We start from the raw sequence: 23,248 nt of genomic DNA on the forward strand, positions 1-23,248 counted from the left end.
AGGGATTCCCAACGCTTGGCATTTTTGTTTCTACTTCATTTTTAGTGGTTACGGTACAATGCGTTAGGTCGAGTGGTAGCGTTGCTCACCCCTTAATTGGGCGTTAGGTGTCTAATGGAGAACTATCTTGCAGCAGTTATTTTTTATCGAAAAATCAGTGGCTGGTAGGTGTGGTCCTGACAACTGTATGTGGGATCTTAATGAACTACACAATAACAACGTAGTTGCCATACTATCTGTGAATGATGGTGAGATGGTGCATGTTTCTCTTCTGGACTCATTGGGTATTGCCTACAAAAACGTTCCGCTTTCAAGTAATGCACCTCCTCTCGATGGTGATTTGGCTCTTTGCTTAAAGACTCTCCCACAAATACTCAATTTCATTAAACAGCACGAGCGCAATGGTGTGGTTGTTATTCACTGTAAATCAGGTAAAGATCGCACTAGTCTAGCTTTGGCTGCATATTTAATGAGCACCAAAAAACTGTCTCCTATAGAAGCCATTTATGCTGTTAAACAGGCAAGGAGTATTGCCTTTACTGCGCCTGGTTGGGACGAATTTGCGCTAAAGGTACTGAGCGCGTTGAGAGACACCCATACAAACGTTTAAGGTTTCAAGATATTTTTTCTAATCTGAACGAAATGGTTTAGAGCAGCACACCTAAAACGTTTGTGTCCAGAGGTGTGCCAGCGCCGATTACGGCAAACACACCTTTGCCCCATTCGTTGCTAGAGTAAAATAGCAGTAACTAGTTACTCATACGAATTTGCCTTACCAAAAATTATCCGAATCAGCATGTAAATTTGTACTGCTCATTCTATGCGATACTTCAAAATCAATAGGATGTAAGCAATGAATGACCGAAACGCTAAAGGTTTTAATTGGACATTAAAGGTTTGAGAGTACCAATCATATTCTTAGATTGAGTTTAAAGATGTATTAGGCTTGCTCGGAACAAGTCGATGGCTAAAGATATAAAGGCTTTCCAGTAAGATAAGAAAGCCTTGATATCACATTCAATTGAATAAACACCAAAGATTAGTTATCGGTGTTTAGGTTTCACTCAATACCCCAAGCTCGCGAGCTTGATCGATCGTTATCTGGTTTGATATCAGATTGTGCAGAGCGGCTTCGGATATTTGCAGTACTTTGACGTTATCGGTAGGAGGTGAGACGTGAACTTTAATTGAATTGTCTGTCTCACTAATGCGTGACCACAGCTGGCGATCAACCACGTAGACATAAGAACCTTTAGGTAAGTCTGGGTGTGCTTTGGTCATCAAGTTTAGCCACCAACTTGCTCTTCGTAGCCCTGCTTCACCATCTATGACTTCTAGAGGCTGCATGGATTGAGATCTAACGGCTAGCTGAGTGGCAATGGATACATCCAATGCTCCGGGGTAGCTCTCGCTAAATGGGTTGGTAAACAACCCATCATATGAGCAAGCCCAACCAGTTGGGCTTGCTAATGCGATAACACCAGAAGCGATGCAGGTTATTACTCGCTTCGTCATAATCACTCCCTAAGGTGTTACAATATTGAACCAGAAGTTGAAGTTATCCAACATTCCTACAAAGTCTTTCAATACCTCTGGGTCACCATCCAGTTTGATAGAGCCGTCTGCAATCGCCTTCTCTAAGGTGATGTTACCAAGCTGAACGTCATCTAACGTAGCTTTAGTCAGTTCCAGTGAAACGTCAGGCTTTTCAGCGAGCTTCTTCGTATGATTAAGGACTGAGTTTTCAACATACAAAGAGTATTTCTCGTCGAGATCGGTGAAATTCATATTCATTACAAATGCTTTACCAGCTGCTTTTTCTGGCAAGATTCGAACGGCTAAATAATCGAATAGCATTTCTGGTGGCATGTTTTTAATAATGTCTGGTGACGCAGTTGTCAGTCCACCACTACCAGGAACCCCGTTTCTCAACTCATAAGCCCCTTGTAAGTAGACCGAACGCCAAGGACCTGACTCGGCTTGATAACCCATTTGTTCATAGGCATCCGCTAATAGTGCTTTCCCTTTTTCACTTTCGGGGTTAGCGAACACAACATGTTTAAGCACTTCGGCTACCCAGCGATAATTACCTTTATCAAAGTCAGCTTGCGCCTTGTTGATGGTTGCTTCCTCACCTCCTATATACTCAACATACTTATCCGCAGCATCTGTTGGTGGTAGGTTGTTTAGATCAGAAGGGTTACCGTTATACCAACCCATGTAGCGCTGATACACTGCGCGACTATTGTGGCGTAAGGTGCCGTAGTAACCTCTTGAACTCCAAGTATTATTAATCTCGTTTGGAAACTCAATCATCTCTGAAATTTCTGAGCCAATGTAGCCTTGGTTCATCAAACGAACGGTTTGGTCGTGAGTGTATTTATACATATCACGTTGTGTCTTAAAGTACTTAACAATGTCTTCCTGACCCCACATTGGCCAGTGATGACTTTGGAATTTCACTTCGACATCATCACCCCACATATCAATGGTTTCTTGTAAGTAGCTTGACCATTTCAACGCATCTCGAACCTGTGCTCCACGGAGAGTGAGGATATTGTGCATCGTATTAGTGGTATTTTCCGCCATCCAAAGGGCTTTTTTATCTGGGAACCAGATGTTCATTTCGGTTGGCGCTTCGGTACCTGGCGTATATTGGAAAACCATTTTTACACCATCAATGGTACGCTCTTCACCGGTTTTCTCGATGATGTCTGTTGGCTTGATCATCGTAGCCATACCAGTAGAGGTTGTTTGACCCAAACCACCATTGACACCGCCTTTTTCATTTCTTGGTAGCATTGAGCCATACATATAAACGGCTCTGCGCCCCATTGCGTTACCCGCAATCACGTTCTCAGACACAGCATGTTCGGTAAAACCGAGAGAGGCAACAATAGGAACTTTACCTGAAATCACGTCTTTCTCATCAACAACACCTCGCACTCCGCCAAAGTGGTCAAGGTGACTGTGGCTGTAGAAAACGCCAGTAACCGGCCTTTCACCTAACTCTTTGTTGATAAAGTCAAGTGCCGCTTTGGCGGTTTCTTGTGAAATGAGAGGGTCAAATACAATCCACCCCGTATCGCCTTTAATAAATGTGATGTTGGATAAGTCGTAGCCACGAACCTGATAGATACCATCGGTAACTTCAAACAGGCCATTGATCATGTTTAATTGGGCGTTACGCCATAAGCTCGGATTAACAGTGTCAGGAGAAGGTTTGTCTAAGCCTATGTACTTTTTATACGCTTCAAGGTCCCAAACAACGTCGCCTTTTTCGTTTTTGATTGTTACCACATCTTGCTTGGCGATAAAGCCTTTTTGAGCGTTCTCAAAGTCCTTCTTATCACTAAACGGTAAGTCTTGTTTGACTTGGTTGTTTACATCTATTGTGGATTGAGTTGCGTCTTTAGGATCGGCGGCATTAGCACTCAGCACCACTAACATAGCAAGTCCCAGCGTTCCAAGTTGTCGCATGTCATTTCTCCTTATATAAAAACTACTTACTAAGGATAGACGAATAAAAAGATGTCAGACCATGAAAAAACGATGAACTATGCTGCGTACCTAGCAGGAGTGCGAATGGTTACTTTTATCCATTATAATTCATTGATTCATAAGATGTTATTTGGGTGTTGCTTGTCTATCAAAAAATCCATGATGACAGTAAAGATCGTTTTTGTGATTGAAGTCGTGATTTTTATCCAGTATCAACAATGACTTTGGATAAACAGCCTTGACCATCAGAACGTTGGCTAGCAGATATTAGGAAAGGTGAACTAGGTGTCGAAGTCTATCTAAATCGGGATAAGTAACGCTGATTAATAAATAAGCAAGTGATAAGAGCGCTCTTGAAAAGTTCAGCTGTTCATACTTAATTAAAGTTAACCTAGTCGCATAGCTATAACACTTCTACATAAATGTTGCGAAAAGCAGTGGCCTTGTAAGCCATAGACTCATTGAGGGAGAACATATGCAACCCCCAAAGATACCTTACAACGAAGCAGAACGCTTACATGCATTAAGAGCGCTTGAGGTATTAGATACCACGCATGAAAGAGGAGTGGATTCCACACATCAGGATAGATAATTGGACTCCCCTCCTCATAAGTCGTAGCCTCTATTTGCTGCTAGAAAAATATTCGGAGTTCAACATGATGAAGACAATTGCTGGTGTAGATTTGGCCAAGAAAGTGATTCAAGTTTGCGTTTATGCGAACAAAAAAGTGCATTCCAATACAGAAATGACACCGAACGAGTTTACTTGCTGGTTAGCTAACTCAGAGTCAGCGACCGTCATATTTGAAGCCTGTGGTACTTCGAACTACTGGAAGCAGCTTGCAGTCTCCCTGGGGCATGATGCTCGATTAATTTCCCCTAAATTAGTCGCTTCAGTGAGGCAAAATCAGAAAACAGACAAAAATGATGCTTTAGCCATTATTCAAGCGTCGTTGCTACCTGATGTTGCCTTCATTTCAGGGAAAACAATGGATCAGCAACAATTACAATCAGTCATGCGACTGAGGGAACTAAGCGTCAGGCAAAAAACAGCAGCAAAGAATCAATTAACAGCCCTGTTGACCGAGTTCAATATTAAAGTGTCTCACAAGTATGGTGGTTTGAGGGGAAGTATTGAGTCAACCTTAGAAGATGCAGAGAATGGATTGTCGAGTGAGTTTCGCATGGCTCTTTCTGTTGCATGGGAGCAGTATTTATCGCTTGTTAATGCTGTAGATACTTATGACATATGCCTGGAAAAATCATTACAGTCTCAGTCTGACTGTAAAAAGCTGCTAAAAATTGAAGGCGTTGGAATGTTAAATGCTGTTAGCTTGTACATTGCGCTAGGGTGTGCGGATATTGGTACGTTTACGAAAGGGAAAGATGCTGCGGCCTGTATAGGTCTAACCCCCATCCAACACTCCACTGGTGGCAAAGTGAAATTAGGCTCTATAGGCAGACGTGTAAAGAATAATATTTTAAGAAGTCAGTTAATCACAGGGGCAATGGCTGTTGTAAGCCACTTAGCTAACAGGCCAGCCAGAACTAAAAAAGAGCTATGGCTAAAAGCGTTAATAGAACGCCGTGGCAAAAAGTGTGCTGCTGTGGCATTGGCAAACAAAAATGTAAGAACGGCTTTCGCCATACTGACACAAGGTACAGAATATAAAGCTGAGCCTATTGTGGCTTGATTTGAAAAGTGTCAAAACAGTAAAAATGCATAAAGTAAGATGAAAAATCAGCTAGTCAAAGCAGCCGACAACGAAGAGTCTCGAACTCGCAGGATAGAATTGCCACTAGCTCGCGTAAATATCACTGAGTCTGAGTTAGCTACTCACTAGAACTCGTACATAAGTGCGCATTTATTTCTTATTTTGAATTTCTTGCTGTTGACAACGGGGAGTCCACATAAGTTGTCACTGTTAAAATTTAACCAGTTTGGGTGGTAATGAGTAAGCTTTGAATCGCATTCCAACAGAAAGAAAAGAAGCCATATTGAAGAAGCTACTACCTCCTTATTCAATGTCTGTAAGCCAAGTAGCAAAAGAGGAAGGTATTAGCACAGCAACCCTGTATCATTGGCGGCAGCAACTTAGACGTTCAGGAGCCGCTGTGCCGAATAGTAATACTTCATCAGAGCAGTGGTCTGCTCAAACTAAACTCGCCATTGTCGCTGAAACTTACTCGATGACGGAGAATGAACTCAGTCAGTATTGTCGAGAGAAAGGCTTGTTCCCTGAACAAGTGCAAGATTGGCGAAGTGAGTGTATGCAAGGGTTTATGTCTGCTAAAGAGCGTGAGGCTGAAGCAAAGAAACAAGCTAAAGCTGACAAGCTTGAAATTAAAGAGCTGAAAAAAGAGTTACGCTTTAAAGAAAAAGCCTTAGCTGAAACCGCAGCACTCTTGGTTCTGCGAAAAAAGCTGAGAGCCTTTTACGGGGAAGAGCCAGAGGACGACTAACCTCAACCGATGAAAGGCACTACTTGGTTACTCTTATCCACGATGCTAAGCAAAGTGGTTGCCGATTGGAGTACGCTTGTCATGAAGTTCAAATCGACTTGAGAACGTATCGACGCTGGTATCAGCAAGGTGAAATACAGGCAGATAAAAGACCGACATGCGTTAGGCCTGAGCCTGAGAACAAACTATCGCAACAAGAGCGAGACGCGATTATCGAGATGTGCAACCGCCCAGAATACGCGAGTTTACCACCAACTCAAATCGTTCCGACACTGCTTGATAAAGGTGAGTATATTGGTTCGGAGTCGAGTTACTATCGGGTTTTGAAAGCGAAAGGTCAGCTTCATACTCGAGGTCGTCAGCGAAGCCGACAGAAGCGATCAAAACCAACGAGTTATACGGCAACAGGTCCCAATCAAGTCTATACGTGGGACATCACATACTTGCCGTCTATGGTTAAAGGGCAGCACTACTATCTGTATGTCATTGAAGACATCTATAGTCGCAAAGTTGTCGGCTACGATGTGTATGAAAGAGAATGTGGAGAGCTAGCATCTGTTCTATTGCAGCGTACGCTGATGCGTGAGCAATGCTTTAATAAACCGTTGGTGCTTCACTCAGATAATGGGGCTCCAATGAAGTCTCTGACCTTCAAAGCAAAGATGGAGGAGTTAGGTATCACTTCATCGTACAGTCGTCCGAGAGTAAGTGATGATAACCCTTATGTAGAGTCTTTGTTCCGCACGGTGAAGTACATGCAGAATTGGCCCACAAAAAGGCTTTGAATGCGTTGAAGATAGTCGCTCTTGGGTAGAGGCGTTCGTGCGTTGGTACAACACCGAACATAAACACAGTCAGTTAAATTACGTCACGCCATCAGAGCGCCACAATGGTCAAGATAACGAGATATTACGACGCAGAGCGGGCGTGTTGTCGATAGCAAGAGAACGACACCCTGCACGTTGGTCAGGCAAGATTAGGAACTGTGAACCAGTTGGTGAGGTTCATCCAAATCCTGAAAGAGAAGCCGCTTAATAAGTAAGCGAATGATGACAACTACCTTGAAAAACGCCGATCTGGCTTAGTATATCTTCTGGTATATCTCTCGATTATAGACATGAATTAACAAGCTCTAAATTAGATGTTGCTAAATCAATAAGCACTGATATTATTCTTAGTGTCAAAACATTCACTCACCTAAGGAGATTGTTATGCCTCTGGATTGGAAAAAAGGAGCACTTGCATTAGCGGCAGTGTTTTTACTCGCCATCGTTTTAGTTAAACCAATTGGCGTCTCGACCCAATTTGTTATCTTTGATGGCGTGATTGCTAGCGCGATTGATGAAAACTTGATCGAACAAAATGCCGATACAAAAACGGGCTACAGCAGTACCAATGAGTATTTAGCAAAATCGGATGGTAAGTACGCAAAATCGATCGCAAACCCAGTTAATTATGGCTTGATCTTTGTGTTTAGTATGATTTTTGGTGGCTTCTTGGCATCGAGAAAACACAAAGAACCAGCGTTACCTAAAGCGCATGTACGTCGCTTTGGCAATAGTCCTGTCATTCGCTATACATTGACTTTTATTGGTGGCTTTATTGCCTTGTTTGGGGCTCGTTTGGCGGGTGGTTGTACCTCCGGTCATATGATGAGCGGTATGATGCAAACCTCAGTCAGTGGTTATCTATTCGCCTTGGCAGCATTTGCTGTGGCTATCCCGACTGCGATGATTATCTATGGTAAGAAAGGAGCAAAATAATGAGCATTATTTTATCAATTGTTCTAGGCACTTTATTTGGCTTTGCTCTTTATCGAGTAGGCGCAACGCATGCAGATAAAATTATCGATATGCTGACGCTCAGAGATCTAGGTTTGGCGAAAACTATCATGGCCGCGATTGGGTTGTCCTCTTCGCTCTTCTTTGCTGGGATCGCGCTAGGCATTTTTGACCCTTCACATATGAGCATTAAAGGTATGTACCTTGGGGTCATTATTGGTGGTTTGTTACTCGGCTTTGGCTGGGCATTATCAGGAATGTGCCCGGGTACTGGCGTTGCCAACCTAGGGGCAGGCCGTAAAGATGCTATGTTCTTTGTCGGCGGCGGGTTAATTGGTGCGTGGGCGTTTACCCTTGCGTATGAATGGCTAGCGACATTTGGTCTTTTTGAACCTATGCTTGGTGGAAAAGTGAGTTTAGCTTCTGGCGTTCATAACATCTGGCTAGCGATTGTTATTGGTGTTGCGATGATTGCGGCGGCGTTTGTATTACCAAAGCAGATCATCAAAGACTAATCTGCGCAGTATGTCTGATAACGGCTCTGTCGCAAATTTTGATCTGCTCCAGCCAAACTGGACTCTTACACTAAGCGATTTTCCGATACCAAAAGTTATCCGCACTTTTCTAATTTAAGTGATTACTCTAAGAAGGTTTTGTCCAAAAATCAGTTATACAGTCACAGTGCTCACCCCTAAAACAAAAAACGGGGCTACTAATAGCCCCGTTATAAACCAATTCCCGCTGATCTCTACTTCAAATTCACCGCATCAGCAATAACATGGTAGATGTAGTTCTGCTCTACAACGCCTTGGAATAACCATGCTTGTGGGCCACGGGCGAAGATGGCTACGTCTTCACCTGAGTGTGTTTCTGATTTTAGTTTAATCATGGCTTGCTGGATGTAATCAGGGCTTGCCACTTCTTTTGCAGTTACGTCTGGACGAGCGCCTTCGATGCCACCAGGGCCGTTACCGTACATTAATGTGGTGTATGACTTGCCTGTTAGATCTTTGTTTGGCTTGCCGCCAGACATAGATAAACCAAGGATGTCGTTACCACGTTCAGCGTAGCCATTCGCTACGAAGCTATGGGCGTGATCGGCAGTTACAATGATTAGCGTATCTTTAGGATCGGTTTTTTCGATTGCGGCTTGAACGGCTTTATCAAATGCGATGGTATCTTCTAGTGCACGTGCTGCGTTGCCTGCGTGGTGAGCGTGGTCAATACGTCCGCCTTCAACCATCAACAAGTAGCCGTCTTTGTTTTTTGATAGTACATCTAGCGCTTTGCTGGTCATTTCAGCAATGGAAGGTTCGATGTTTTCTTTTACGCGATCTAATTCCCACTCAAGGTGGTTTGAGTTAAATAAACCCATTACGCGAGATTTGTCGTCAAGCTTTTCAAAGCCTGCGCGGTCATAAACGTAGTTGGCTTCTGGGTAGCGTTTTTGCCACTCTTCGATTAGGTTTTTACCGTCGCTACGCTTACCTGCAAAGCCTTGCTCATCTTTCATGTCTTTGTCGATGAACTCTCTACGTCCACCAGCGAATACAACTTGGATGCCATCACCGTGGTCAAAATTAACCAGCTGATGTGCAATGTCTGTACAGCCGTTGTTTTTGTTGTAGCTTGAGATAGAAGAATCACTTTCCCAGTTACGGTCTGGGCTATGAGCGTAAGCGGCCGCTGGTGTTGCGTGCGTAATACGAGTTGTTGTTACAAAGCCAACTGACAAGCCTTTTTCTGCTGCTGATTGGAAAGCACTTTTTACTTTGTTCTCTTCAACGTTGTTACAGAAGCCACGTTTGATGCTCTCATTCACACCCAAAACGCCAGAGCTTGTTTTTACACCAGCAACCATAGCGGTTGATGTACCTGCTGAATCTGGGGTTTGCATGTTGGTGTTGTAGGTTTTAGACAGAGCCATGTGTGGAAGTGCTTCCATACTTAGTTTGTACTCTTCGCCTTTCAAACCTTGTTGCTGTCCCGCATAAATACGAGCCGCTGTGATTGTTCCGACACTCATACCGTCGCCAACAAATAAAATTACATTCTTTGCAGGACCTACAATTGGTTTAACTTTTTTTGCTTGCTCTAATGCTGATTGGCCTTCTTTAAACCATTGGTCAGCTTGCTGAGGCAATTGAGCATAAGCTGATAAAGAAGCGCAACCAGCGATGGTTGCCAAAACTAATCCACTGCGTTTCATTCTTATTTCTCCGTGAGATTGGGATATTTTAGGATTGATTTACGAGTTTTTAAAACAGTGGATAATCTATAGATTGCATATGACAACAAAAGGTTACTGCATGAAATATTTCTTAACTTTTAATGACCAAAAGATGACAAAAGCCCCAGTGGTAGGCTCCACTGGGGCTTTTGTCATCTTTTGGCTAGTTTCTACTCAACTAAGAGATAAGGTGAGTAGTACAGATTTTATTGCCAGACGGGTCTCTTAAATAAGCCATGTACAGTTGACGCTCTGTGTTTCCGCGAATACCCGGAGGATCTTCACACTCTACACCACCGTTTTCTAAGCCGACTTGATGCCACTTATCCACTAGCTCAGGGCTAGCTGCTCTAAAGCCGATGGTTGTGCCATTTCCATGTGTCGCCGCTTCACCATTGATGGGCTTGGTTAAACAAAAAACACCGCTATCTGAGAAATAAAAGCAGCGGCCCTTTTCATCAATAACACCAGCGTCATAGCCTAGCGTTGCCAGAACAGCATCATAAAATGCTTTAGATTCATCCATATTATTGGTGCCGATCATTACATGACTGAACATACAATTTCCTTTTTGGTTTTAGTGTATTCAATGTGCTAGATTCAGCCGTGATTGTCTAGTTATGTTGCCTTAAATCAGCTAATGCGACATTTTTTCTACTAAGTAATCTATCAGCACTTTAACTCGCCTGATTTTCTGGCTGTTTTGTACATAGTATAGGTATAGCCCAGGATAACTTGCCCATTGTTCTTGCATAACCGGCATTAATTCACCGCTATCAAAATAACCTTGTACGCACGGCTCAACAATACTGCCCATTCCGACACCTTTGATGGCTGCATCGATCTCTAGATCAGTATCATTCACAATCATGGTACAAGGCATTTCAACGATGACCCTTTCACCGTCCTGCATCAGCTCTAAAGGGGCTAATTGATTGGAGGTAATATAACGATACTGAACGTATTTATGCTGTTTTAAATCATCAATGGTCTTTGGCATGCCATGCTGTTGTAAGTACTCACTTGAGGCAAATAGTGCACCTCTTAGTGGTCCGGTGAGTTTTTTCGCCACCATGTCAGGAGAAACCCTATCGCCAAAGCGGATGCCCAGATCAAAGCCTTCTCTCACAATATCTACCGCAGCATCGGATACGGAGATCTCTAGTTGAATATCTGGATATTCGGCGCAAAAATCTGCGTAGATAGGACACAAATAAACCTGATACACAAAACGAGGCACGGTAATTCTTACTATCCCTGATGGGGTTTCACTCAGGTCGTTGACGCTCTCAAGGGCATTACTTAAAGAAGAAAGTGCCTCTTTGGTTCTTTCATACAACAGTAAACCTGCATCGGTTAAATCCATTCGTCTTGTCGAACGATTAAACAGTGTCAGCCCAACATTAGACTCTAGTAACTTCAAAGACTGGCTGACCGTAGGCGGGCTCATTTCTAGCTTTCGCGCCGCTGAGCGAATGCTCCCTTCTTCAACGATAGTCTGAAAAGCAACTAACTGATTGTATGTTGTTCCTTTCATTAATCACACCATTGTTAGGTTTATACTAATTAAAAAATAGCATAAGTGGCACTACTCACCTAACAATCTGAAGCCTAGAATACTCCTAAATCAAGCGTAACCCATTTACGGAGTAGAGCAATGAGCAAAGTTTTAGTTATTTCTGGCCACCCTAATCTAGATGAATCATTCACCAATAAGGTGATTTTAGAGCAGTTGGAAAGTCACATAGATGACGTTCAGGTTCGTCGTCTTGATACGCTATATCCAAACTATCAAATTGATGTCGCTACAGAACAACAAGCATTGTTGGATGCTGACATTATTGTTCTACAGTTCCCATTTTTCTGGTATTCAATCCCAGCGCTATTAAAGAAATGGATTGATGATGTATTTAGCTACAACTTCGCATACGGTTCTAAAGGCGACAAGCTAAAAGGCAAAGACTTTTTATTGTCGTTTACCATTGGTGGGCCAAGCGATTCTTATGATCCTCTAGGCTACAATCACTTTAGTATCGAACAATTAATCGCACCGCTGCAACAAACTTGTTATCTAACGGGAATGAATTTCCGTAAGCCATTATATTCGCATGGTATGGTCTTTATTCCGGGTGTTTACAATACCCAACAAGGCGTTGAGGCAAATGCAATGGAGCATAGCGTTAAGTTAATCTCCCGCATTAACACGCTAGCTCACTCCACCGAAAACCGCGTAAAAAAGCTGGTGAAGGAGTGGTTTGCCGGATTTGATAAGCTGCCCGAAAGTGGTGAGCAATTTTTACAATCACTATCGCATGATATTCAGTGGAGCTCTCCAGAGGGTGACTTCACCGGACATGCAGGCTTCAATAATTGGTATCAAGTGGTGCGTGGCCTCTTTAAAGCAGATTGCCAACACATAGTGGAAAATGTTGAGGTTATAGAAGGCGATGATGATATTAAAGCAAGCCTGCGCATTCGACTGATTGCAGATACGCTAGATGGACAATCGGTCAATATGCTCATTAATGAACAGTGGTCTCTGCTTGAACAAGACGGTCGTCTGTTAATCACACATTACAAGGTGACTCCAGTTCAAGGATAACCGTTCGTCAACAGACCACGCCAGCAAGAAGTGGCTTATTAAGTCACTTCTTGCTGGCGTGGTTTAAGTTTTTAGGGGCTTAAGTTTTTAGGGGCTTAGAAAAGCATTAAATTGCATCGCAACTAAACATAGTGATCCACCAGCAGAGCAATAAATAGCAACATTAAATGATAGATTGAAAACTTAAAGGTTTGCATGGCTTGTTTGGCATCGGCTCTGTATTTGAGCTTCCACGCATGATAAATAAATCCGGTACTCAATATGGTTGAGCTAGCCAAATAAATTTGCCCGCTCATGCCCACTAACACCGGCATAGCGCAGACCAAAGCCAATAAAATGGTATATAACAGAATGCTGGTTTTGGTGTATTCAACGCCATGGGTAACAGGCAACATCGGGATATCGGCTTTGGCATAATCGTCTCTGCGATGAATAGCTAGCGCCCAAAAATGCGGCGGCGTCCAAATAAAGATGATCATCACCAATAGCCAAGCGTTGGCATGCAACTCTCCTGTTACCGCCACCCAGCCCAGCAGTGGTGGCATTGCTCCGGCGATGCCTGCAATTACAATATTTTGCGGGGTGGCACGCTTTAGATATAGGGTATAGATCAGCGCATAACCTAGCAGACTGGCAAAAGTCAGCACCGCTGTTAGCCCATTTACTCCAACAAACAAAATGGCAAAACCCGCCAAACCAATACTAGTGGCAAACAAAAAGACGTTCGCCGAAGAGAGCTCTCCAGAGGGAAGTGGGCGCTTATATGTACGAGCCATAATCGCATCAATACGCTGATCAATAAGGTGGTTAAACGCGGCCGCCGAGCCTGCCATCAAGCCAATACCAAGTAGCCCTAGCAAAGATTGTTGCAGTGGCAACGCTCCCGGCATCGCCAGACACATCCCCACCACTGCGGTTAGCAACATCAGTGCTACGACTTTAGGTTTGGTCAGTTGGTAGTAGCTGTGTAATACCTGCTTACTGCTCACACGTGTTTGCGAACCGATAAGATGACTCATACCGAATACTCCCTTTTCGAATCATGAGCTTGCGTGCGACTAGATTGCACTTTGACCCACACAAAATGATTGGTGGCGATTAATGTCACCAGTAGCAACGCCGCACCAAGGTTGTGCATGACTGCGTTGAGCAGTGGCAGATGAAAGACGACATTCGCCGCGCCAAGTAATACTTGCACCATTAAGCCTAAGCCAATGACTTTCACGTACGCTTTCGCCGCAGGTAAGGCACTTTTATAAAGCAGTATCATTAATAGTAATAACACTAAGGTGGTGATGAGCGCCCCGACTCTATGGGTTACATGGATGGTCATTCTTGCGCCGTAATCCAATACGCCAAATTCATAATCATCAAATCCAGATTGGATCAAATTAAACGCATTGGCAAAATCGAGATGGCTTTGCCAGTCGCCCTGACAGATGGGTAAAGAGGTACACATTAAGGCGGCGTAGTTTGATGAAGTCCAGCCACCAAGCATGATTTGCAGTATAAGTACGGCGGTGGAAAAGACAGTAAAGCCGCGCAATACACTGAGCGATGAGGTCGATAAATAATCGATGTTTGCGGTGCGCTGTTTTGGAATAAAAGAAGCGCTGCGAAGATGGCACATCAGCCATGCCAGTAAGCTAAACAGGGTGAAACCGCCAAGTAAATGCAGCATGACAATCACTGGCATTAGCTTTAAGGTGACAGTCCACATGCCAAGGGCGGCTTGGGCAATAATGACGGTGCTAAGCACAACGGCAAATGGGCGATACGTCACCGAGCTTTTCCATATTAAATAGGACAGAGCGAACACCACAAGTCCGAGTGTCCCCGCAAAATAGCGATGTATCATTTCAAGCCACGCTTTACTTGGCTCAACCGCTCTTTGTGGAAACAATTGCTCCGCTTTGGCAATGTCTTCGGCTTGCATTGGCACGCCGATTTGCCCATAACATCCGGGCCAATCGGGGCAACCTAAGCCTGCATCGGCCAATCGGGTGTAGGCGCCAAGCGCTATCACCACTAGGGTCATAAACAGCGCAACCCAAGTTAATCGTTGTAATGAGATGCTTCCTTGCATAACAAAATTACCCCACTCTAGATAACTTTAAGATTTTTCGCACATCTGAGATAAGCCCTTTGTTTTGCGACACTTGCTGATCTGCCCCAATATTGGAATAACGCATCACCCACTGCCCTAAAGGATCGATAAGCACATAATCTTGCGCATGCACCGGAGCGCTTTTCTGGTCGATAAGTAAGGTTGGTCGCCCTTGCCTGTTTTGTGCAAGCCACGTTTGATCTGAGGTCGGCGTAGTGTAAAGAGAGACCACTACTCTTTCGCTATAGGCGCCAAGGGCGATGTAACTTTGATTCAGTAGATGCCATCTTTGATTACATGCGTCATCGCATTTATCTGGCACGATAAACACCAACTGCCAACGCTCAGAGACGGGGTTAACTAAATTGGCAGATTCAAAGGTAAACCTTGGCTCTATTAATACGCCTTTATTGGTTACGCCTGATTGATACCAGCCTTGATGTAAAATCAAATGCGCGGCAATAACCGGCACGGCAAAAATCAGAATCAAAGCCAGCAGTTTTGCTCGACCTTGTTTTTGCAGAGCCTTATTCTGCTTATCTTTATTCTGCTTAGTCTTATTCTGCCTGGCTTTTCCCTTTTGCGAACAAAGTGCTTGGCTTTGCATAGTCATTCCTTAACTTTTCTCTTTCTTAACACAAATAAAATCACCAGTAACGCATACACTCCAGCCATGCCAAACCACTGAAATGCGTAACCAAAGTGTTTCTGGGAGGTCATTGGATACGGCGACCACATCATAGGTAAATCACTATTGACAATCACCTCAGGCTGAAACACAAACGGTAATAGTGGCGCATCAAGCGCTGCCGCAAGTTGGCTTAAATTCAAGTTTTGAATGCGCATTCCTTCTGGCATATTTTCTAGCATCACATCCGAGCTTAAAGGGTTGGTGCTTTTTTGATATACCTTGCCCGTAAAGCGTTGCGCCTGCCCAATGGGTGTCACTTTAGGAAGCTCGTCTCGGGTTATGGATGCCACTACAAAACCGAGTTCCACCAACACTAGTTCAGAAGACAATAGGGATTTTTCTCGCTTCACAACCACCGCCATAGGTTGCAACACTCGATAGCCAACCTTGGAGTCATGGGTCACGTTATCTAAATACACCAAAGGTAACGGCTGCGGTTTTACGTCTATTTGTAATGGAAAGCCTGTGACATTGAGTTCGGCGTCCATAGCCGATAACTGCTGTACGCTAAGGGGCGACATTTGCTGTCTGTCCAACAACTGCTGTTCTAGCTGTTGCTTTTCTTCGCCTCTGGATAATTGCCAAAAACCCAATTTGACCAATACCACAAACACAACCACAGTTAATACTGATGCCATTAACCAAAACACTTTGCACGCTATCTTGTTAGAGACCGCGCTTTTAAGACTCAAAGACGAAGACTTAGGAGATTGAATGTCACCACTGCTTTTCAAATCCATCATCATCCTGTTGTTGCTGTTTATTATCTTCAACTTGGTTCTCGCAATGGTGCGTATGGTGCGAGAAAACGCTGATTCAAAAGTGCCAATGAGTCGCTATTTAGGACGCCGCGTAGCGTTATCTGCGATAGTGATCATCTTTCTCATCCTTGCCTTAAAAATGGGCTGGGTTATGCCTAATCCAAGGCCGTATTAGTGCACGGCTAAAGCACGTATACAAAGACAAATAAACACAGCCACACCACATCCACAAAGTGCCAATACCAACTGCCTGCTTGAAACCCAAAATGATCTTTAGCGGTAAAATGGTCTTTGCTGATCCTAAATAAAAGCACAATCAGAAAAATCGTACCAATAAACACATGCATGCCATGAAAGCCGGTCAGCAAGAAGAAGGTGTTGCCGTAAATTCCAGATTGCAGAGTCAGCCCCATATCTTGATAGGCATGGATGTACTCTTCTGCTTGGAAGAACAAAAAAAACCCTGCTAACACTATGGTGAGCTCTAGCCATACCACCAGCGCCATGCGTTTATTTTGTTCAAGGCTGACATGCGCCATGTGCAAAGTGACCGAAGAGAGTAATAAGATGATGGTGTTTTTTAATGGCAATCCTTGCCAGCCCATCGCTTGGGTGGTGTCCCCAGCAGGTGTTGTAGTTAAGGGCCAGATCGCCTCAAAGGTGGGCCACAATACTTCGTGAGTCATCACGTTATTATCGGCGCCGCCAAGCCAAGGCACGGATAACATTCGAGCGTAAAATAGCGCGCCAAAGAAAGCGCCAAAGAACATCACTTCCGAGAAGATAAACCAGCTCATTCCTTGTCGAAAAGAGCGAGTTATTTGCGCACTGTAATAGCCAGATAATGACTCTTGCACCACATTGGTAAACCAACCCGCCAATACCACCAAAAGAGCAATAGAACCTAAAGCCAACAGCCAAGGCCCTAACAAGCCTCCATCGTGCATGGTCTGTACGGTTAACCCCGCTCCCACGGCAATAAAAAACAGAGCAAATGCTGCCACAAGTGGCCATTGGCTTTGTGCTGGAACGTAATAAGCTTGGTGCTTGTCACTCATAACGCATCTCCTTGCGTGTCATATGACGACGTCAGTTGCCCCGATACAGCAGAGGACGCGAGTTTAGGATCATCAACGCTGTCACTGATGTCGTATAAGGTATAAGACAGAGTCAGCGTATGGATTGAATTAGGCAGTTCATGTTCTACATAAAAAATTAAAGGCAGCTCCGCTTGTTGCTGAGCATTGAGTGGTTGCTGATTAAAACAAAAACACTCAATTTTATTAAAATGGGTCGCCCCTAAACCAGGGCTGACTGACGGCACAGCTTGCGCCACTAGCGCCAGTTGCGATTGATTCGTCGCAATGTAGGCGGTGCGGATAATTTCACCCGGATGCACGTGCATCACTTTTTTCTGCGGCTCAAACGCAATCGGTAATCCCGGAGGAATATGCGATACAAACTCCACCTTGATTGTGCGCGACTCATCCACTTGCATCGTGGTCGGTTGCTCGGCAGCCAAGGTTGAAGTCTTACCGTTGATACCTAGTTGTTCACACAAAATGTCGTACAGCGGCACTAACGCAAAGCCAAAACCAAACATACCTAACGTAGCTGCGCACAGTATTAATGTGAGCTTTTTATTCGACATGCGTTGCTTGGTAGAGGCTCCCTTAGACATAAGCGCATCAATCCACTTTCGGAGGCGTAGAAAAGGTGTGGTGAGGCGCTGGGCTTGGCACTGTCCACTCCAAACCTTCGGCTCGCTCCCAAGGTTTGGCCGGCGCTTTTTCGCCGCCTCGTACACATTTGATCACTACCCATAAGAAAAGCAGTTGTGATAAACCAAAGGCAAATCCGCCAATTGACACTATCTGATTCACATCGGCAAATTGAATCGCATAATCAGGAATACGCCTTGGCATTCCCGCCAGTCCCAAGAAATGCATCGGGAAGAACAAGATATTGACCGACACCACTGATGTCCAAAAATGCCATAAGCTAAGGCGCTGGTTGTACATATTGCCGGTCCATTTTGGCAGCCAATAATATGCCGCCGCCATAATGGAGAATACCGCTCCTGAAACCAATACATAGTGGAAATGCGCCACCACAAAATAGGTATCGTGATACTGAAAATCCGCAGGCACAATCGCCAGCATCAACCCAGAAAAACCGCCAATGGTGAAAAGCACAATAAAGGCTATCGAAAATAGCATTGGGGTTTCAAAAGTGAGTGCACCGCGCCACATAGTTGCTACCCAGTTAAACACTTTTACCCCTGTCGGCACCGCAATCAGCATGGTGCAGTACATAAAGAACAGCTCGGCAAACACAGGCATACCTGTGGTAAACATATGGTGCGCCCATACCAAAAATGACAGCAAAGCGATGGAACAAGTGGCGTACACCATAGAGTGATAACCAAACAACTTTTTACCGCTAAACGCCGGCACAATTGCCGAGATAATGCCAAACGAAGGCAAAATCATGATGTACACCTCTGGGTGACCGAAGAACCAGAAAATATGTTGGAACATCACCGGATCGCCGCCACCTGCGGCATCAAAAAAGCTCGTGCCAAAGTATTTATCGGTCAGCACCATAGTCACTGCGCCCGCTAACACAGGCATCACCGCAATGAGCAAAAAGGCCGTAATTAGCCAAGTCCATACAAACAGCGGCATTTTCATCAATTTCATGCCCGGAGCACGCATATTGAAAATGGTCACGATCACGTTGATCGCCCCCATAATTGAGCTGATCCCCATGATATGCACCGAAAATACAAATAGTGCGGTACTGTCAGGGCCATAAGTGGTAGAAAGCGGCGCGTAAAAAGTCCAACCAAAATCAGGGCCGCCGCCGGGCATAAACAATGAGCTTAATAAAATTAAAAATGCAAAAGGCAAAATCCAGAAACTGAGGTTATTCATGCGTGGCAGCGCCATGTCCGGCGCACCGATCATCATCGGGATCATCCAGTTCGCAAGCCCAGTAAAGGCTGGCATGACCGCGCCAAAGACCATTACTAGTCCATGCACTGTGGTCATCTGATTAAAAAACTGCGGATCAACCAGTTGTAAGCCCGGCTGAAATAGCTCGGCGCGAATGATCATTGCCATTGCGCCGCCAGTAAAGAACATGATCAAGCTAAACCACAAATAAAGCGTACCGATATCTTTATGGTTAGTAGAATAGATCCAACGAGCTAACCCTTTGGCTGGGCCGTGATGATCATGATCTGCGGTATCGGCCGTTGTACCTGCGCTAACGCTTTGCAGTTCATCACTAGCAGTGCTCTTGTATGTAGAGGCTTTGTCGTACTCTTTCATCACTCACCCTCCACATTAGTTTGTGCATTTATTTGCGTTGCCACATCAGACGCTTGTACAAGATCGCCGGTGTTGTTGTCCCACGCATTGCGCTCGTAAGTCACCACAGCGGCAATTTCTTCGGCAGTGAGTTGAGTGCCAAAGGCTTGCATAGCCGTACCACTCACCCCATTGACGATAATGTCGATATGTCCGTTTACGTCACCCAGTACCACACTGCTGCCTTTCATAGCTGGGAACACATTGGCTACACCTAAACCATTGCTTTGATGACATACCGCACAGCGCCCTTCGTATACCTCTTTTCCGAGTGTCATGAGCTCATCCATACTCAAGGTTTTTTGTAATGCTTGTTGCTGCTGACGTTTTTGCTCCGCTAACTGCTGCTCTTTATCGGCAATCCAAGCGTCAAATTCATCGGCCTGCACCGCCTTCACCACAATCGGCATAAAGCCATGGTTACGTCCGCATAGTTCGGCGCATTGCCCACGATAAATGCCCGGTTTATCAATTTTGGTCCACGCTTCGTTTATAAACCCGGGAATCGTGTCTTTCTTGACTGCAAAATCGGGCACCCACCATGAATGAATCACATCATCAGAAGTCATTAAGAAACGGATTTTTTTACCTATTGGCAACACCAGAGCGTTATCCACTTCCAGTAGGTAGTGCTCGCCTTTTTTATCAGTACCTTCGATTTGTTCATTGCTGGTAGAAAGGTAACTAAAGAACTCCACATCATGCTCAAAGTAGCTGTAATGCCATTTCCATTGTGAACCGGTAATTTTAACGGTCAGCTCTGATTCACTGGTGTCTTCCATTTCAATCAAAGTTTTGGTGGCAGGAATTGCCATACCGATGAGGATTAAGATGGGTATCACGGTCCAAATAATTTCCACTTTAGTGCTTTCGTGAAAATTGGCCGCGACTGCGCCTTTTGATTTTCGATGCTTAATGATGGAGTAAAACATCACCCCAAATACCACCACCGCAATCGCGACGCAGATATAGAAAATAAGCATGTGTAAGTGGAACACCTTACCGCTTATTTCCGTGACCCCTTGGGTCATATTGAAGGATGAAGAGGAACTTGGAGAAGGCTCTGATAGTGGTGCAATTTCAGCAAAAGCGGATGACGATAACATCAATTGCACACCCACAACAACGCTACAAGAGCGCAGTTTTAGACTAGTGATGATTTGCTTAAATGATCGCATTACTGTGTGGTCATGCATTAGCGTATCACCCTCCTGGTGAACTAATTCATTTGCCTCAATGCATATCTGAACGGCTATCATCAGGTATGCGCACCCTAAAAAACCCCACATGCTCTATAGATTATCTAAGTAATCCTTCGAGACCACCATGTTACATTTATGTTAATAAATGCTAGTTTAGATTAAATAACAATCAAGCAATCTGTGAAATTACATTTCAACATCAGCAAAATACACCTTTGTTAACTATACTGATTTAGATATTGATAAATCTGTAACCCTATATTTTTAAACCACTTTTAAGAGACCTCCACATGAGTAAAGGATTACTGCTACTTGTACTGTTGTGTAACGTCTTTGCCGGTGTCGCCACCGCTGCTGAGACTAACCAACTATTGAAACAACAAGATAAATTTTCACAACAAATAGATAAAATTGAAAACTCAACTGGCGAACAAGCCCTATTTCTAGAAGATGTATTGCGTCGAAAAAATGGGGTTTTGCGAGATGAAATCGCCAATCTAGTGGTTCAATCTCCAGACTCAGAAATATTAAAAACTCTGATCCCAGCACAAGCCACCATGCTACAAGCGTTAATTGTTCATGCCGATGGACAAGCACAAGAATTGTTTAAACAAGCAAGGGATGCGAATGAAGCTGACAAAGCCGAATATCAGTTTTTAGCTCAGCAACGAGTAGGTAGTGTTGATATCTATTACACCGAACTTGCCACCACCTTCAACTGGGCAGAAAAACTCAATATCAAACTCGACCCAACGAGTTTTAAAGATGACTTACAAAAGCGCAGTGATGTTTTATATGACATTGTTATTTATCTAGATAGCCGCAAAAAAGCGTTAGATCAACGAAAGTTGTATACCACCGAAGAAGATAAACCGGCACTGGAAAAGCAAATCGTTGCCTTAGCACAACTGCAACGCTACCTACTTGCTAGCATGAACAACACCGTAACTCTTATGTCTGATTTTGGGCTAGATGTGACGGAATATAAGCAAACCCTATTTGCCATGACCGGAGACATCAATGCTGATATTTTGGATGTGAATGTGGCGCTAGGTCTATTCCAAGAATGGCTAGACTCTTTTAAAGACTGGGCATTTGATAACTCACCGTCCATATTGGTGAAGCTACTGGTGTTCTTGGGCATACTTTGGGCTACGCATATTCTGTCTAAACTGGTCGCTAAACTGGTGAAAAAGAGCGTTTCGCACTCGAAAATGGATTTCAGTGTGTTAATGCAAGATTTCTTTATTTCCATTGTCTCCAAGGCTGTGACCTTTATTGGTCTGCTTATCGCCCTATCGCAAATCGGCATTAACTTAGGCCCACTACTAACAGGCTTTGGGGTAGCGGGTGTCATTATCGGTTTTGCCTTGCAAGATACGCTGTCTAATTTTGCTTCTGGTTTGATGATTCTGATCTATCGTCCTTTTGACGTAAAAGACTTAGTACAGGTGGCAGGGATACAGGGTACGGTCAGCCACATGAGCTTAGTTTCGACCACCATACGAACGTTGGACAACCAAACATTAGTCATTCCCAATAATAAAATCTGGGGTGACGTTATTAACAACATGACTTCAGAACGTGTGCGCCGCGTGGATATGGTGTTTGGTATTGGTTACTCTGATGACTTTGATTTTGCTATCGAAATTTCGAAAAAGGTACTGCAAAACCACGACAAAGTGCTGAAACATCCAGAAATGAATGTACGTGTGCATACATTAAATGAATCGTCGGTTGATCTGATTGTACGCCCTTGGGTAAGAACCGATGATTACTGGGATGTGTATTGGGATGTCACCGAAGAGATAAAACGTCAATTTGATGCAAATGGCATTACCATTCCTTTCCCACAACGAGATGTACATATCTATAAAACGGATCAAGCGTAACTAGAAATACAATGATGTGAAAAAGCAAAATGGTGAGAATTTATTCTCACCATTTTTATTTTCTAAAGTATTTAAACTAATCGTACTAAATAATGGGTCATTCTAGCTTGTTAAAATGCTCGGTAACTGCGTTAGTTCTGATCACTTACTTAGTGAGATTGGTGTTATTTGAGTGTTCAAAAACAGCAAAAATACAAAAGAAAAACCCCGAGAGCTTTCGCTCTTCGGGGTTATGACCTTACTTGCAGCAATCCGGCTACTAAAAGTGCTCCATGCATCTATTCCATGATAAGTATGCTTATCCTAAGCTTAATCCTTTCACGCCTTCCTAGCGGTGTCCAAAGCCCTATCCTGGCAGACCAATATCCTTACTGGTATTACTCACTTGTTCCTTGAGCGTTGTCCCTTACATCATCCTGATGTTAATCCTTCCTCTATCCTAGAGGTGTCCATTGCTGTCCTTTGCAAGTTACCATCCTAGTAACTTCTGTGTCCGTACAATGTCCTAAATCCTTTTCAACAACCTTCCTAGCTGTTGCTCTTCATCCTGAAGATTCCTTAATGTCTGCTCCTTGCCGACAACTAAAGTTTCGCTCTTTTTTGCCTTGCCCACAATAGACATAGGACTTTGTTAACCTGCTTAT

20 protein-coding genes and 1 pseudogene are annotated in these 23,248 nt (G+C 44.0%); 8 read left to right on the forward strand and 13 right to left on the reverse strand.

Going from position 1 to position 23,248, the window contains the following annotated elements:
• The first annotated feature begins 127 nt into the window (after positions 1-127).
• Entirely contained in the window at positions 128-610 is a 483-nt protein-coding gene (locus tag QV280_RS16935; RefSeq protein WP_152820155.1) for a protein-tyrosine phosphatase family protein, read from the forward strand.
• A 443-nt stretch (positions 611-1,053) separates the two neighbouring features.
• On the opposite strand, the gene QV280_RS16940 is transcribed toward QV280_RS16935, so the two are convergent.
• Complete coding sequence (locus QV280_RS16940; protein WP_152820156.1) at positions 1,054-1,515, reverse strand: hypothetical protein; 462 nt, start codon at positions 1,513-1,515, stop codon at positions 1,054-1,056.
• A gap of 9 nt (positions 1,516-1,524) precedes the next feature.
• Positions 1,525-3,450, reverse strand: a complete 1,926-nt coding sequence (locus tag QV280_RS16945) for an alkyl/aryl-sulfatase (protein ID WP_447026286.1) — start codon at positions 3,448-3,450, stop codon at positions 1,525-1,527.
• A 707-nt stretch (positions 3,451-4,157) separates the two neighbouring features.
• On the opposite strand from QV280_RS16945, the gene QV280_RS16950 reads away from it, so the two are divergent.
• The 4 genes and pseudogenes from QV280_RS16950 (at position 4,158) to QV280_RS16965 (ending at position 8,260) form a co-directional block, all read left to right on the forward strand.
• A complete protein-coding gene (locus QV280_RS16950; protein WP_152820158.1) occupies positions 4,158-5,195 on the forward strand; it encodes an IS110 family transposase in 1,038 nt (345 codons plus the stop codon).
• 268 nt (positions 5,196-5,463) lie between these two features.
• Positions 5,464-6,999, forward strand: a pseudogene (locus QV280_RS16955) (IS3 family transposase).
• Positions 7,000-7,175: 176 nt separating this feature from the next.
• Complete coding sequence (locus QV280_RS16960; protein ID WP_152820159.1) at positions 7,176-7,727, forward strand: YeeE/YedE thiosulfate transporter family protein; 552 nt, start codon at positions 7,176-7,178, stop codon at positions 7,725-7,727.
• Positions 7,727-8,260: a DUF6691 family protein gene (locus QV280_RS16965; protein ID WP_152820160.1), complete on the forward strand. Its 534-nt coding sequence runs from the start codon at positions 7,727-7,729 to the stop codon at positions 8,258-8,260. Before QV280_RS16960 ends, QV280_RS16965 begins: the two co-directional genes overlap by 1 nt.
• 233 nt (positions 8,261-8,493) lie before the next feature.
• Here the strand turns inward: QV280_RS16965 and QV280_RS16970 are convergent, their stop codons facing one another.
• The 3 genes from QV280_RS16970 to QV280_RS16980 form a co-directional block, all read right to left on the reverse strand.
• Positions 8,494-9,954, reverse strand: coding sequence for an alkaline phosphatase (locus QV280_RS16970; protein ID WP_152820161.1), 1,461 nt, complete (start codon positions 9,952-9,954; stop codon positions 8,494-8,496).
• Positions 9,955-10,153: 199 nt separating this feature from the next.
• A complete protein-coding gene (locus tag QV280_RS16975) occupies positions 10,154-10,534 on the reverse strand; it encodes a VOC family protein (RefSeq protein ID WP_152820162.1) in 381 nt (126 codons plus the stop codon).
• Between the two features lie 78 nt (positions 10,535-10,612).
• Positions 10,613-11,512: a LysR family transcriptional regulator gene (locus QV280_RS16980; RefSeq protein ID WP_152820163.1), complete on the reverse strand. Its 900-nt coding sequence runs from the start codon at positions 11,510-11,512 to the stop codon at positions 10,613-10,615.
• A 120-nt stretch (positions 11,513-11,632) separates the two neighbouring features.
• Between QV280_RS16980 and QV280_RS16985 the strand changes: the two genes are divergently transcribed.
• Entirely contained in the window at positions 11,633-12,577 is a 945-nt protein-coding gene (locus QV280_RS16985; protein ID WP_152820164.1) for an NAD(P)H-dependent oxidoreductase, read from the forward strand.
• A gap of 122 nt (positions 12,578-12,699) precedes the next feature.
• Here QV280_RS16985 and cyoE read toward each other — a convergent pair whose 3' ends face one another.
• The 4 genes from cyoE to QV280_RS17005 are packed head-to-tail and all read right to left on the reverse strand — an operon-like array spanning position 12,700 to position 16,013.
• On the reverse strand, positions 12,700-13,596 hold the full coding sequence (gene cyoE, locus QV280_RS16990; protein ID WP_152820165.1) for a heme o synthase: 897 nt from the start codon (positions 13,594-13,596) through the stop codon (positions 12,700-12,702).
• Positions 13,593-14,663 (reverse strand): COX15/CtaA family protein, encoded by a 1,071-nt coding sequence (locus QV280_RS16995; protein WP_152820166.1) that lies wholly within the window; start codon positions 14,661-14,663, stop codon positions 13,593-13,595. The genes cyoE and QV280_RS16995 overlap by 4 nt, the downstream gene beginning before the upstream one ends.
• 7 nt (positions 14,664-14,670) lie before the next feature.
• On the reverse strand, positions 14,671-15,291 hold the full coding sequence (locus tag QV280_RS17000; RefSeq protein ID WP_253912535.1) for a hypothetical protein: 621 nt from the start codon (positions 15,289-15,291) through the stop codon (positions 14,671-14,673).
• Between the two features lie 2 nt (positions 15,292-15,293).
• Complete coding sequence (locus QV280_RS17005) at positions 15,294-16,013, reverse strand: SURF1 family protein (RefSeq protein ID WP_253912536.1); 720 nt, start codon at positions 16,011-16,013, stop codon at positions 15,294-15,296.
• 76 nt (positions 16,014-16,089) lie between these two features.
• On the opposite strand from QV280_RS17005, the gene QV280_RS17010 reads away from it, so the two are divergent.
• A complete protein-coding gene (locus QV280_RS17010; protein WP_152820168.1) occupies positions 16,090-16,311 on the forward strand; it encodes a DUF2909 domain-containing protein in 222 nt (73 codons plus the stop codon).
• Positions 16,312-16,318: 7 nt separating this feature from the next.
• On the opposite strand, the gene QV280_RS17015 is transcribed toward QV280_RS17010, so the two are convergent.
• From QV280_RS17015 to coxB, 4 genes are read right to left on the reverse strand one after another with little or no spacing between them, the layout of a single operon-like run.
• Entirely contained in the window at positions 16,319-17,194 is an 876-nt protein-coding gene (locus QV280_RS17015) for a cytochrome c oxidase subunit 3 (protein WP_152820169.1), read from the reverse strand.
• Complete coding sequence (locus tag QV280_RS17020) at positions 17,191-17,817, reverse strand: cytochrome c oxidase assembly protein (RefSeq protein WP_301539985.1); 627 nt, start codon at positions 17,815-17,817, stop codon at positions 17,191-17,193. Before QV280_RS17020 ends, QV280_RS17015 begins: the two co-directional genes overlap by 4 nt.
• 7 nt (positions 17,818-17,824) lie before the next feature.
• Positions 17,825-19,471, reverse strand: a complete 1,647-nt coding sequence (gene ctaD / locus QV280_RS17025) for a cytochrome c oxidase subunit I (RefSeq protein ID WP_152820170.1) — start codon at positions 19,469-19,471, stop codon at positions 17,825-17,827.
• The gene (gene coxB, locus QV280_RS17030; protein WP_216643778.1) at positions 19,471-20,616 is read right to left on the reverse strand and encodes a cytochrome c oxidase subunit II; all 1,146 of its coding nucleotides are present in this window, start codon (positions 20,614-20,616) and stop codon (positions 19,471-19,473) included. Before coxB ends, ctaD begins: the two co-directional genes overlap by 1 nt.
• A gap of 386 nt (positions 20,617-21,002) precedes the next feature.
• On the opposite strand from coxB, the gene QV280_RS17035 reads away from it, so the two are divergent.
• The gene (locus tag QV280_RS17035) at positions 21,003-22,604 is read left to right on the forward strand and encodes a mechanosensitive ion channel family protein (protein WP_152820172.1); all 1,602 of its coding nucleotides are present in this window, start codon (positions 21,003-21,005) and stop codon (positions 22,602-22,604) included.
• Positions 22,605-23,248: the final 644 nt, after the last annotated feature.

The sequence above is a fragment of the Vibrio sp. B1Z05 genome (assembly GCF_052955985.1).

Coding starts and splice junctions, on each gene's coding strand:
- cyoE (WP_152820165.1), bottom strand. CDS start 13,596: ATGAGTCATCTTATCGGTTCGCAAACACGTGTGAGCAGTAAGCAGGTA.
- QV280_RS16985 (WP_152820164.1), top strand. CDS start 11,633: ATGAGCAAAGTTTTAGTTATTTCTGGCCACCCTAATCTAGATGAATCA.
- QV280_RS16965 (WP_152820160.1), top strand. CDS start 7,727: ATGAGCATTATTTTATCAATTGTTCTAGGCACTTTATTTGGCTTTGCT.
- QV280_RS17020 (WP_301539985.1), bottom strand. CDS start 17,817: ATGTCTAAGGGAGCCTCTACCAAGCAACGCATGTCGAATAAAAAGCTC.
- QV280_RS17010 (WP_152820168.1), top strand. CDS start 16,090: ATGTCACCACTGCTTTTCAAATCCATCATCATCCTGTTGTTGCTGTTT.
- QV280_RS16945 (WP_447026286.1), bottom strand. CDS start 3,450: ATGTTAGTGGTGCTGAGTGCTAATGCCGCCGATCCTAAAGACGCAACT.
- QV280_RS16970 (WP_152820161.1), bottom strand. CDS start 9,954: ATGAAACGCAGTGGATTAGTTTTGGCAACCATCGCTGGTTGCGCTTCT.
- QV280_RS17000 (WP_253912535.1), bottom strand. CDS start 15,291: ATGCAAAGCCAAGCACTTTGTTCGCAAAAGGGAAAAGCCAGGCAGAAT.
- QV280_RS16960 (WP_152820159.1), top strand. CDS start 7,176: ATGCCTCTGGATTGGAAAAAAGGAGCACTTGCATTAGCGGCAGTGTTT.
- ctaD (WP_152820170.1), bottom strand. CDS start 19,471: ATGAAAGAGTACGACAAAGCCTCTACATACAAGAGCACTGCTAGTGAT.
- QV280_RS17005 (WP_253912536.1), bottom strand. CDS start 16,013: ATGGCATCAGTATTAACTGTGGTTGTGTTTGTGGTATTGGTCAAATTG.
- coxB (WP_216643778.1), bottom strand. CDS start 20,616: ATGTTATCGTCATCCGCTTTTGCTGAAATTGCACCACTATCAGAGCCT.
- QV280_RS16995 (WP_152820166.1), bottom strand. CDS start 14,663: ATGCAAGGAAGCATCTCATTACAACGATTAACTTGGGTTGCGCTGTTT.
- QV280_RS16980 (WP_152820163.1), bottom strand. CDS start 11,512: ATGAAAGGAACAACATACAATCAGTTAGTTGCTTTTCAGACTATCGTT.
- QV280_RS17035 (WP_152820172.1), top strand. CDS start 21,003: ATGAGTAAAGGATTACTGCTACTTGTACTGTTGTGTAACGTCTTTGCC.
- QV280_RS16975 (WP_152820162.1), bottom strand. CDS start 10,534: ATGTTCAGTCATGTAATGATCGGCACCAATAATATGGATGAATCTAAA.
- QV280_RS16950 (WP_152820158.1), top strand. CDS start 4,158: ATGATGAAGACAATTGCTGGTGTAGATTTGGCCAAGAAAGTGATTCAA.
- QV280_RS16940 (WP_152820156.1), bottom strand. CDS start 1,515: ATGACGAAGCGAGTAATAACCTGCATCGCTTCTGGTGTTATCGCATTA.
- QV280_RS17015 (WP_152820169.1), bottom strand. CDS start 17,194: ATGAGTGACAAGCACCAAGCTTATTACGTTCCAGCACAAAGCCAATGG.